The organism is Methanohalobium sp., from assembly GCF_046546175.1.
Taxonomy (GTDB): domain Archaea; phylum Halobacteriota; class Methanosarcinia; order Methanosarcinales; family Methanosarcinaceae; genus Methanohalobium.
The window spans coordinates 19,634-31,136 of the sequence record NZ_JBKGYF010000014.1 but is presented as its reverse complement, the minus strand read 5'-3'; the positions used below and the strand labels follow the sequence as shown (position 1 = coordinate 31,136).

Genomic DNA, 11,503 nt, shown 5'->3' with positions numbered 1-11,503 from the left:
AATAAATCTCCTGTTTTAGAGTGAATGTAACTGTGTTTTTAAATTTATCTTTATTGCGAAACGACATGATAATCATCAAATAGCTTTTCGTTTGTTTCCTTAATTTTTTTGTTCTTATGACTTCGACTTCCGTAAAGTTTTGCGGAAAAGACCGTGATGATAGTAAGAACATCTTCAACTAATTCGTTTTCGTATGTTTTGTCTTCTGTTTGGTTGATTATTTCTATTTCAACACCATTTGACTTACATAGCTCCTCGAAAATTTCGAACCCAAATCTCATAAGGCGGTCTTTATAATTGACAACAACTCTTTCGATTTCTTTTCGTTTTATAAGTTCAATAAGTTCTTTCAGGATTTATTTTGCCTTCTCTTTCCCATCTTCTCAATGTTTCAGGATTAACGCCCAGATATTCAGAAGCTTGTTTTATATTATACAAATTTAACACCTTTTACAATTAGTACATATTGTATGTAATATTATGCAAATTTGTTGTATAATTTGGGAACTGTTTTATTCCCATCATACTTGTGGTCATCATAGCGGATAGTCCGATAACATCAGCATTTACTTTTCTAGCAGTTTCTATGAAATCCTCATAAGGAACATCTTTACCAAGATTATAGACTGTAACACCGGCAGCTTCAAGAAGTGAACCAACAATGTTTAAACCGATATCATGGATATCACCCAGGATAACTCCCACAACAGCCACACCAGATTCCTTTATTTGCTTTACATCAACATGTGGCAGAAGAATTTTAGTCGCCTCATCCATAGCATTAGAAGATAACATTATATGGGGAATATACATCTCGCCTCTATCGTATTTGTCACTGACAACATGCATTCCTCTTGTACAACCTTTCATTATTGCTTCATAAGGGTCTATACCTTCATCAAGTGCTTCTTGTGCAAATTTTTTTGCTTTATCTTTATCACCTTTAACAACAGCATCAGCTAATTCGTTAAATATATCATTTTTATCAGTCAATTATAACAAACCCCCAAAAAAAAACATGGTCTATATATCAAGATATTATTTAACAGATATTATTTATAACTATAGGTGATAGTATAAATGGACCGAATCTTCTACTGTGATTAGTTTTATGTTCCTGAAAAATGCTTGTTTACTTTAAAATTTTTCATCAGTTTCTATATACCTTTTTGCATTCTGGTCATAAAACCGCATATCTTTATCAGAAGTCGTAGGTTTCACCCGGGATATGGCCTTCTCAAAATGGGACCAGTGGATTTTAATATTAGTCGCTATGCCCTTTGTCTCTGCTTTACTAAGGCCAGGTTTAATAACTTCTCTAAGTGCAAGCAGTGCTGCTTCCCTGCATATGGCTTCTAGGTCTGCTCCTGCATATCCTTCTGTTATATCTGCAAGTTTTTCTATACCCACATCGTCTGCAAGTGGTTTGCCATCAAGATGTATATTGAATATCATTGACCTGCTCTTTTTATCAGGAATACTGACATATACCATCCTGTCAAAACGTCCAGGGCGCAGTAGAGCAGGGTCAACTATATCCAATCGATTGGTAGCAGCTATAATGACTACATCCTTAAGTTCTTCTATACCATCCATTTCAGTGAGTATCTGACTTACCACGTGTTCTATGACATTAGTATCGCTACTTTTTCCCCGTCTTGGTGCAACCGAATCGATTTCATCAAAGAAAATCACAGTAGGTGCAGCTTGTTTTGCCTTTCTGAATGTTTCTCTTATCGCTTTTTCAGATTCACCCACATATTTACTCAACAATTCAGGACCCTTTATACTTATGAAGTTTGCCTCGCTTTCACTGGCAACTGCTTTAGCGAGCATGGTTTTACCGGTACCGGGTGGACCAAAAAGTATAATTCCTCTTGGTGGTTTAGTATTAACCGCCTTAAACAGTTCAGGATATTTTAGGGGCCATTCAACCGCCTCAGCAAGTTCCTGTTTTGCATTGTCCAGACCTCCAATATCTTTCCAGTTGATGTGGGCGACTTCCACCACAACTTCCCGCATTGCAGAAGGTTCTATATTTTTGAGAGCTTCAAAGAAATCATCCCTTGAAACTTTCAGATTATCCAGTATATCCAGAGGTATTTCTTCTTCGATTTTTATATGCGGCAGTATTTTTCTTAATGCTCTCATCGCCGCTTCTTTACAAAGTGACGCAAGGTCAGCCCCAACAAAACCATGTGTTATATCTGCCAGTTCATCCAGAACAACATCATCTTCAAAGGGCATTCCTCTGGTGTGGACCTGTAATACTTCCAGTCTTGCATCCCTGTCAGGAATTTCAATTTCAATTTCCCGGTCGAACCTGCCACCACGCCTCAGAGCTTCATCCACTGAACTGGGCCGGTTTGTAGCCGCAATAACAATTACTTCACCTCTGGATTTAAGACCATCCATGAGTGAAAGCAGCTGTGCTACAATCCTCTGTTCCACCTCTCCAAAAACTTCCCCCCGTTTTGGTGCAATGGAATCGATTTCATCGATGAATATTATCGATGGAGCATCATTTTCTGCTCCTTCGAAAATCTCACGCAGTTTTTCTTCGCTTTCCCCGTAATACTTGGACATTATTTCAGGTCCACTAAGAGATATAAAATTTGCATCTGTTTCATAGGCTACCGCTTTTGCGATTAAAGTTTTACCAGTTCCAGATGGACCATATATCATCACACCTTTTGGAGGTTCAATCCCAAGTTTCTGGAATAATTCAGGATGTCTTAGTGGAAGTTCTATCATTTCTCTTACAAGACCGATTTCACGTTTAAGACCACCGATATCTTCATAAGTTATCCGTTCAGCAGCGCCACTTTCACTTTCAATGGATACATCCTTTAATCTTATAGAAGTATCAGGTGTTACAACAGCAGGTCCAGTAGGTTTTATGGAAACAACAACAAAATATAGTGGTTCATTTACAGTTTCCACCCTTATCCATTCACCACGGGAAACAGGTCTGCCTTCAAGCATCCGAAGGAGGTATTGAGCTCCATTGACAAAGTGAACAGGTTGTGCGGGTGCAAAAGTTATTTTATCTGCGATTCTGGCTTTTATCTTTCTGACTACAACTACATCATCAACACCAATACCTATATTATTTCTGGTGTTTCCGTCTACACGAACTATGTTTTTTGCTGAATCACTTTCATGGAGTGGCTGGACAATTGCGTATCCTTCTTTTTTGTTCTTGATTTCTATTACATCACCACTCACTGTCCCCAGTTTCTGCATCAGTTCTCTGTCCACTCTGGCTATACCTTTCCCCACATCTCTATGATATGCTCTGGCAACATGAACCGTAACATTTTCGTTCATTATTTAACTACCTGTTTGTGTGATTTAGATTTGTTGATTGTTGTAACTATGTATGTGATAAACCTTTGTTATATCCAAAGTTTTCAAAAAAGATGAAATATGCTAAAGTTGTTAGAGTTCATTTCTGACTTTTGTTACCAGTTCTTCCTGTATGACTGTATTACGGTCACCACCGCATACAATCCCTCTGACTCCGATTATATCCGGTTGAATTCGTTTTAGTGCTTCAAGGTCATCGAATTTGATGGAACCGGCGAGTGCAGTGTTAAGACCGAAACTGTGGGCTGACTCCACAAACGTTGTAAGGGTATCTTCAGACATAAAATAAAAAGTGGATTTCCCGTCTTTAAGACCTGTATCCATCATCACAAGGTCTACACCAGCACTTGCTCCGATTTTTGGAAGTTTCATAGGAGATATTGAATTTATACGCTGGTAATCGGAATATCCGCAGGCAACAACCTTTTTATTTTCATCATAACTTTTTACAGAACTGGTGATGTTAACCAGCATATCATATGCTTGTTCCTCGGTCTGGATGTCATAGAGTCCTACTTTAATGTATTCAGCACCTGATGATGCAGCTCCATAGGCTGCCAGAGATGCAGTTCCGGGTTTATAATTGAAATCACCAATAGTTGCACTTATAGGCTTTTTTGAATCAATGGAATCCCTTACTGCTTGTATAACCCATGGAAAGTTAGCACCAAGAGAACCCTCTTTTGGATTTTTAACATCGATGATATCAGCACCACCATTACAGGATGATACTGCTTCTTCTAAATTGATCGGACTAACTAATAATTTCATGATTGACCCTCTTTTTTATATTAGGAGCAAATGTATTAATTAAATATGTTTCGAATAATATTTGTGCTGGATATATATAACCATACTGTGGTGCATGCAAAAGGTGGAAATCGCAAACATTATCTACCGATTCATTTAAACAGTGCAATCTGTGAAAGTTCCTGTCCACTTGAGGTTGTCGATTGTGTAAGACCTGGTGAGGTCTATGTAGCGGATTTAAATATATTACAGGGAATCGGCAAGCATGATACCAATTTTGATGATATCAGTTCAATATCAAAAAAAGTCAGTACTATGGTTGATATGGGTATTACTACATTTGAGGAGGTTTCAAAGGCTATATCTATGGCAAACACGGTTGTACTGGGTACAGAAACCACACCAATGGATGTCATATCAGAAGCTGCATACAAATATCCGGGTCGTATAAATGTAAGTATCGATAAAAAGGACGGCAAAATCTTAAAAAACGACCCTGACATACCTGATAACCCCACAGAAATAGTAAAAATCTTAAATGATTTGTATTTACAGGATGTCATTGTTCTTGACATGGACAGCGTTGGAACTTCAAGCGGTGTGGATCCAGAATTTTTGAGTAACATTGCAGCTTTTTCAAAACATGACATCCTGCTTGGCGGTGGTGTCAAAGATATGCAGGACATCGAAACCCTTAAAAATGCAGGTGTAAAGGGTACACTTGTGGCTACAGCATTACACAACAGGTCAATACCCATGGAAATGGTAAGGTGAAAACATGGAAAACAATGATGCAATAGATAATATAGATGAAGGAGAAGGATTTACAGAAATCAAAATGGGTGGTGGGTGGTATCTGACCATTGCCCTTGAAACAAGTGAAAAATACGACAAAGAATATGTAGAGATAGCCAAAGAGAGAGGCGGACAGAAAAAAGGGCGTTTCAACCTGAATCCAAGATATGTCAGAGAACTTGGTGAAGCATTGATTAAGTTTGCTGATGATAATGAGCTCTAATCATATATAAGATGTGATGATATCTACCACATCTTTTTCCACTTCTTCAACAGGCTGATTCGAATCCACAACAACAAACCTTACAGGTTCCTCTTTTATGAGTTTCTGGTAGTTATCATATACCTGTTGCAAAAACTCCATTTTTTCAAATTTGGTCTGCTGTCCCCTGTTTCCGCAGCGCTCAATAGCAAATTCCGGGTCGATGTCAAGGAAAATGGTAAGATCAGGGATAATAGTCCATCCTTTATGGATACTTTTAACCCATTGTATTGAGTTTTCAAATCTATTAGAAAGAGTAGCCCCCTGATAGGCACATCTGCTGTCCAGGTACCTGTCAGAAATAATATTTTGACCGTTTTCAAGGTTGGGTTTTATTAATTTTGCTATGTGTTCAGCATGGTCGGATGTGAAAAGAAAGAATTCCGCAATCTGGTCGGTATCAGATTGTATGGCCTGTTCCACTACATTTCCGATCCAGTTTTTAGTAGGTTCCCTTGTAAATACTACATCAGAAAGTGATGGATGGTTTTTTAACCGCTCAGTTATAGTGGATTTGCCTGAACCATCGATACCTTCCAGTGTAATTAATTTTCCCTTCATATATGTGGTCATTTCAATCATTATATTTTTATTTATGTACGTTGTGTATCTTCACTGCCACACTGGGGACATTTTATAGGAATAAAATCCGGGTTCGCCTGAAATTCGAAATTACATATGCTGCATCTGAAAAATACCATCGACTGGTCTATGTTATCTATGTCTCCCATTTTATTCACCTGTATAGAAATTTAAAAGCCAAATGATATTAAGTTTATCATATTATTAAAGATATTTATGACAATGATAGGTGTAATTACAAGAGGTAAATACGGTAAACGATTAATCGAAACTCTAAAATCAAAAAGTGATTTTGATATTGTAACTGCTGAACTGCCGGCAAACCTTCCTGAGTTTATCGATGAACCGGGTGATTTCCTCAACAATCTTGACCTTAACAACAAGGTATTTAAATCAGACATATTAATAACCTACTCACTGCATCCTGACCTCACATCAGAGATTGCACGTGTTGCAGGAAGTTCTGGTGTTAAAGCACTGATTGTACCAGGTGGAAAATCAAGGGCTCCCATGGATGAACTGGAAAAATATTCCAGGGAATATGGGATATATATAGAAGTGGATGATATATGCTGTTCGATTAAACCCTGTCCTGAAACATCAGAATTTACATCCCTTTTCGGTCAACCTGTTCTGGATATCGAAACTGATAACGAAAAAATTACAAAAGTTGATGTGATTCGGGGTGCACCATGTGGAAGTACATGGCATATGGCAGAAAAACTGGTTAGTACCAATATTGAAGATGCTCCATCATATGCAGGTTTATTAATTCAGCAGTACCCATGTCGTGCAGTAAGGGGGAATAAAGGAGGAATACATGAGTCTGCTGAACTCCATAAAAAAGCGGTTGAAAGAGCACTTGAAAAATAATCTGAATTATTGAGATTTATAAAACCTATCTATACTGGTCGTGAGTTTAATATGGACAATTATGAGGTTGCCCGGATATTTTCCAAAACTGCCAAAATGCTTGAATTCCAGAATGCGGATTCATATAAAATCCGGGCATATATAAAAGCATCATATCAGATTAAAAATCTCAGAGAAGATGTTAGTAAATTATATGAAGATAATAAACTGGACAATATACCTGGTGTTGGGGTATCACTGTCTGAAAAAATAGAAGATATACTTACCACTGGGGCTTTTTATGAATATGAAAATATCAAACAAAGTACACCTGTAGACATAGAAGAGCTTCTGGACATACCGGGTATAGGACCCAGAACCCTGCAGACTCTTTATAAAAGACTTGGTATCAAAACAGTTGATGACTTGAAAAAAGCTGCAAAAACACACCGGATTAGAAGGATTCCCAATATGGGTATCAGACAGGAAAAACGTATTCTGGACGCAATTAAACGTCATGAAAACAGGGGAGAGGGTTTAATACTGCTTGACACAGCCCTAAAGGTTGCTGATGAAATACAGTTGATTCTGGAATCTCACCCACATATAACAGATGTTACTGTTGCAGGAAGTGTTCGAAGACGGAAGGAAACCGTTGAAGATGTTAACCTTATAGCCAGGTCAGATGATCCAGAACATGTAATTGACCTTTTTACACAACTGGGAAATGTACAAACTGTCCTTAATAAAGAAAAAAACAGAGCAGTTGTTATCTATAAATACAATGTCCCTGTTGATTTGCAAATAGTAGATGACGGATGTTTTGGTTCAATACTGGTGCATTTTACAGGTTCGACAAACCATAATATTCATCTTCAGAAAATAGCTTCGTCTATGGATGTGCATTTAAACGAGTTAGGTCTTACCAACCTGAAAAACGGGTATAAACTGGATTGCAATTCTGAAAGAGATGTGTATCAGAATCTTGGAATGGATTATATACCGCCAGAGCTTCGGGAAGATAGAGGAGAAATTGAATCAGCTTTGGAACAAATACTTCCCAAACTAATTACTGATGATGCTATAAAAGGTGACCTTCATATTCATTCAAACTGGAGCGATGGTAAAAATACAATCCAGGAAATTGCGGATGAGGCACGTAATCTGGGATATGAGTATATTGCCATCTGCGACCATTCAAAATCCAGGGCAAATGCTAGTGGTTTATCCGAATGTCAGCTTCTAAAACGCATGGATGAGATTGAAAAAATAAACAACAAATACGATGATTTTCAAATTTTTACAGGAACTGAATGTGATATAAAAGCAAATGCGTCTCTTGATTATAACAGCAATGTCCTGGAAAAAATGGATATTGTGATTGCAGCAATACATTCGGGTTTTGATGGAGATAGAAAATCTATAACCAAAAGAATTGTCAGAGCACTGGAAAATGAACATGTAAATATCCTGGCACATCCCACCGGTCGAAGGCTTGGAGAAAGAGCAGGGTATACTGTAGATATGGATAAGGTATTTGAAACTGCAAAAATAAACAACAAAATACTGGAAATCAATGGATCTCCATCACGTCTTGATTTAAATGATGTCAACGCAAAAAAAGCAAAAGAGATGGGCATTCCGCTGATTATAAATACCGATGCCCATCGAATTCATGACATGTCCAGAAATATGAATTATGGGATAGATGTTGCAAGACGCGGATGGCTTGAGCCGGTGGATGTGGTAAACTCCCTTAATCTTGTGGATTTTTGTAGGTTAATGAATATTGATTACTAACCTTTATTTTCTACTCTGCAGTTTAATGCGCTCACCAAGTATACATTTACCACCTCTGTGACCACCCAGTGGGTTAAAAGGTGTACCAAGTGAGTTCATACATCTTGCCATGACAGCCGCGCCTCTGGCAAGACCATCATCTACAAAAACAACATGGTCATCTATTTTATCATGTAGCTTGAGTTCGTCCAGATATTTTAGTATCAATTTTGGTTTGTTACCGGTCAATGCAGCCCTCCCGCTTAAACCAATAGCAGTGTCGTCAAACACCAGCCCTTCTTCATTAGCAACTTTAATAAGCCGATAGACCACTTTTGCCATAACTTCATCAATCACAGCATAAACTACATCTATACCTTCTTTTTGATAAATTTCAGCTCCAAGTTTCATCAACTCATCAAGACCAGAACCATTATCACCGACATCGCATCCGATAAGAGTTACTCCATCTTCTTTTGCAGCTGATGGGTTAACCGGAACACTGCCGTACTTGGTTCGATTCTCAGGAACTTTTTCGATATTGATGTATTCATGGGCTTTTTCAACATAGTTTTGGATTGTATTGTCTTTAAATTTCAATTTGATGAAGTTCATAACCTTCTTATCAAAGATTTCCAGTGCGGTACCCAGTTTTTCATCTACCTGACCTGTACCTCTTATGATTGCATCTGGTATTGCACCTGCATAACCACAGAAATTACCGATAGTATTTGCGTAGGGTTCATCAGGGCTTATTATACGACCAGCAAGGGTAGTACCAAAATCAATGGATATACAGGGGTTTCTAAAATCAATGTCTACCCATTTGGCACCCTCTTTAATACCTGCAGTAACCAGTTCACCTTCCATCTCATTTGCTACGATTTCGACACCTGTAGCACCTGTCGGAGGGTTAACACTTGCCACAGCACCATCAAAGATTACCTGGTCCAATTTACTGTATTTTCGGTAACTTTTTGGTATGTTATCAACTGACATTGGTGGTGTCATTTTGTTGGGTGGTACACCTGCCATGAGACATCCATCAGCCATAGCTTTGATAAATTCCCCTACATCATCAGGAACATCAAACCCGGCAACTACACCTGTTGAACGAACCACAAAATTGAGATCATTTTTAACATCAAGTTTAGCCTTTTTTACAGCGTCAAGCAAAGTATCCCTGACAAGCTCAGCAACCGACTCCCGTGTAAAATCCACTCCACTTAATGTTTTTCCAAATACAGTTTCTCCAGGCTTTGGTTTTCGCACATCCCTGGTCATACTGATATTTTTTGTAAGATGTCTAGATTTCCCGTCTTCAAGGTTTGTTGCCATAAGGATACATTTGGTGGTTGTGTTACCTACTTCTACAGACGCTACAACAAAATATGGTTTGGTTTTGATATCCAGTACACTCACACTGGGGCTATCGGCAATTTTTGGTTTATATCCCATCTGAATCAACTCACATATAAGGCTGCAATTTATTGATTATATCCTGTTCCGATACTGCACCTACTATGTAATCTACAAGAATCTTGTTTTTGAAAATGAGCAGTGTAGGTATGCTCGAAATCCCAAACTTCCTAGCTGATTCCTGATTGTTATCCACATCAAGTTTTGCAAAAACTGCTTTACCCTGATATTCAGCGGCAAGTTCCTCTACTATAGGGGCTATTTTTTTACATGGTCCACACCAGTCAGCCCAGCAATCAATTACTACCAGTGGATATTTTGAAATAGTATCATCTATTGTGGAATCTGTTACATCAAAGGGTTTTGCTGGATATGAACGCCTTTCCATTGACTTTTGTATTTCTTTAATCTTTTTTTTCCTTATCTCTTCCAGTTCCTCTGTTTCATCCATAGATATCACCGATGTCTGTTTTTGATTGGAATTTTGCTGTATATATTAATGTATTTATTTAATTAAATTATATTATTGAAATGCTAGCGAATATATGAATAGATAACCGAAAATATTTAAAGATTTGCATGGTTTTTTAATAACCTTACAAAACCGTTAAATATTAAACAGACAAGTAAATTATTTCTATAAATATAAAAACAAAAACTGATCCATATGTCACATTGGTCAATAGAACATCTTTTAAAAATCGACCCCTATAATTTTGAAAAACTCGTAGCTTATCTTTTTAAAAATATGGGTTACAAACCAGAAGTTACAAACCAGTCCAGAGATGATGGAGTGGATGTTGTACTGAAACTGGAAAAATTCGGATTGTCGCACAGATGGCTTGTTCAGGCAAAACGTTATTCAACAACAGTAAGTGTTAAGGAAATACGGGAATACAGCAGTTTACGGTATCAGGGAAATGTGGACGGAGTTATAGTTGTAACTACTGATGAATTTACAGATGAAGCAAAAAAAGAAGCATCAAAACATAATGTAAAACTTATCGAGGGTGGGTTACTTGTTGAAATGCTCAATTACTATTGTCCGGATGCTCAAACAGAACCAGAAAACAATGAACCTGAAAATTCAAAGGAACCATCTGTTGCTGATGGTTTGATTCTTAAAAATAATGAATCAGTGCTGGCAAATGAACCTGCGGTAGTTCAGGGACAAAAATTAATGGTTGCAGTAACAAATAAAAACATCTATTTAATTAAAAAAACCCAAGGCATATTCTCAAGGAAGACAGATATCTATCAACAGATTGCCGTAGATAACATTGTTGGAATTTATGACGGGAATAGAGAACTATATCTTTTGGCAGGTCAAAACAGTAATATTGAGATTTTTAACATCCAGCCCAAAAAAACCAGGAATCTGTCTGAAACGTTTTCCAGTTTAAAAACTGAATACACAAAAGGAGAATATCTTTTAAAATTTGAAACCAGAAAAGCTGGTTACCTGGTTCTTACCAGTAAACGTTTAATTGATATATATCCTGATAATGAAGTGAAAAAGGAATTTTACTTAAAAAACGTAGTGGGTTCAGGGGTCACAAATACAGGACTGTTCAAAAAACAGAAACTTGTTATATGGGTAACATCAGACAATGTAGATAAATATGAAATTGAGGTTTATGATGTACAAGAATGGCAGAAAGCAATCAATGATGTTGTGAAGACAGTATAATACAA

Annotated in this window: 14 protein-coding genes; 5 read left to right on the top strand and 9 right to left on the bottom strand. The window is 37.4% G+C overall.

Translation table 11 applies throughout. The annotated features are described in order from the left end of the window. Positions 1 to 50 precede the first annotated feature (50 nt). The 5 genes from ACLFMM_RS03010 to ACLFMM_RS02990 all read right to left on the bottom strand — a co-directional run bounded on the left by ACLFMM_RS03010 (position 51) and on the right by ACLFMM_RS02990 (position 4,140). Entirely contained in the window at positions 51 to 317 is a 267-nt protein-coding gene (locus tag ACLFMM_RS03010) for a recombinase family protein (protein ID WP_410807237.1), read from the bottom strand. 19 nt (positions 318 to 336) lie between these two features. Then, positions 337 to 438 carry a MerR family DNA-binding transcriptional regulator gene (locus tag ACLFMM_RS03005; protein WP_410807235.1) on the bottom strand — a complete coding sequence of 34 codons (102 nt, stop codon included), beginning with the start codon at positions 436 to 438 and terminating at the stop codon, positions 337 to 339. An 18-nt stretch (positions 439 to 456) separates the two neighbouring features. Beyond that, positions 457 to 993: a B12-binding domain-containing protein gene (locus ACLFMM_RS03000; protein ID WP_410807234.1), complete on the bottom strand. Its 537-nt coding sequence runs from the start codon at positions 991 to 993 to the stop codon at positions 457 to 459. Between the two features lie 144 nt (positions 994 to 1,137). Next, entirely contained in the window at positions 1,138 to 3,330 is a 2,193-nt protein-coding gene (locus tag ACLFMM_RS02995; RefSeq protein WP_410807233.1) for a CDC48 family AAA ATPase, read from the bottom strand. Between the two features lie 111 nt (positions 3,331 to 3,441). After that, positions 3,442 to 4,140: a (5-formylfuran-3-yl)methyl phosphate synthase gene (locus tag ACLFMM_RS02990; RefSeq protein WP_410807232.1), complete on the bottom strand. Its 699-nt coding sequence runs from the start codon at positions 4,138 to 4,140 to the stop codon at positions 3,442 to 3,444. 63 nt (positions 4,141 to 4,203) lie between these two features. Between ACLFMM_RS02990 and ACLFMM_RS02985 the strand changes: the two genes are divergently transcribed. Then, positions 4,204 to 4,893, top strand: a complete 690-nt coding sequence (locus tag ACLFMM_RS02985; RefSeq protein WP_410807231.1) for a HisA/HisF-related TIM barrel protein — start codon at positions 4,204 to 4,206, stop codon at positions 4,891 to 4,893. Positions 4,894 to 4,897: 4 nt separating this feature from the next. Then, positions 4,898 to 5,137 carry a hypothetical protein gene (locus tag ACLFMM_RS02980; RefSeq protein ID WP_410807230.1) on the top strand — a complete coding sequence of 80 codons (240 nt, stop codon included), beginning with the start codon at positions 4,898 to 4,900 and terminating at the stop codon, positions 5,135 to 5,137. Here ACLFMM_RS02980 and tmk read toward each other — a convergent pair whose 3' ends face one another. Continuing rightward, positions 5,138 to 5,737 (bottom strand): dTMP kinase, encoded by a 600-nt coding sequence (gene tmk / locus ACLFMM_RS02975; protein ID WP_410807229.1) that lies wholly within the window; start codon positions 5,735 to 5,737, stop codon positions 5,138 to 5,140. It abuts the gene before it with no gap. A 32-nt stretch (positions 5,738 to 5,769) separates the two neighbouring features. Continuing rightward, complete coding sequence (locus ACLFMM_RS02970; protein ID WP_410807228.1) at positions 5,770 to 5,907, bottom strand: hypothetical protein; 138 nt, start codon at positions 5,905 to 5,907, stop codon at positions 5,770 to 5,772. Positions 5,908 to 5,974: 67 nt separating this feature from the next. Here ACLFMM_RS02970 and ACLFMM_RS02965 point away from each other — a divergent pair, with 67 nt between their 5' ends. Both ACLFMM_RS02965 and polX read left to right on the top strand, forming a co-directional pair. Next, a complete protein-coding gene (locus ACLFMM_RS02965) occupies positions 5,975 to 6,631 on the top strand; it encodes a DUF166 domain-containing protein (protein ID WP_410807227.1) in 657 nt (218 codons plus the stop codon). A 51-nt stretch (positions 6,632 to 6,682) separates the two neighbouring features. After that, complete coding sequence (polX, locus tag ACLFMM_RS02960) at positions 6,683 to 8,410, top strand: DNA polymerase/3'-5' exonuclease PolX (RefSeq protein ID WP_410807226.1); 1,728 nt, start codon at positions 6,683 to 6,685, stop codon at positions 8,408 to 8,410. Positions 8,411 to 8,413: 3 nt separating this feature from the next. Here polX and ACLFMM_RS02955 read toward each other — a convergent pair whose 3' ends face one another. Together ACLFMM_RS02955 and trxA are read right to left on the bottom strand one after the other, a co-directional pair. Continuing rightward, positions 8,414 to 9,847 (bottom strand): methanogenesis marker 14 protein, encoded by a 1,434-nt coding sequence (locus ACLFMM_RS02955; RefSeq protein ID WP_410807225.1) that lies wholly within the window; start codon positions 9,845 to 9,847, stop codon positions 8,414 to 8,416. Positions 9,848 to 9,857: 10 nt separating this feature from the next. Then, a complete protein-coding gene (gene trxA, locus ACLFMM_RS02950) occupies positions 9,858 to 10,259 on the bottom strand; it encodes a thioredoxin (protein ID WP_410807224.1) in 402 nt (133 codons plus the stop codon). 216 nt (positions 10,260 to 10,475) lie between these two features. Between trxA and ACLFMM_RS02945 the strand changes: the two genes are divergently transcribed. Further along, a complete protein-coding gene (locus ACLFMM_RS02945) occupies positions 10,476 to 11,498 on the top strand; it encodes a restriction endonuclease (protein ID WP_410807223.1) in 1,023 nt (340 codons plus the stop codon). Positions 11,499 to 11,503: the final 5 nt, after the last annotated feature.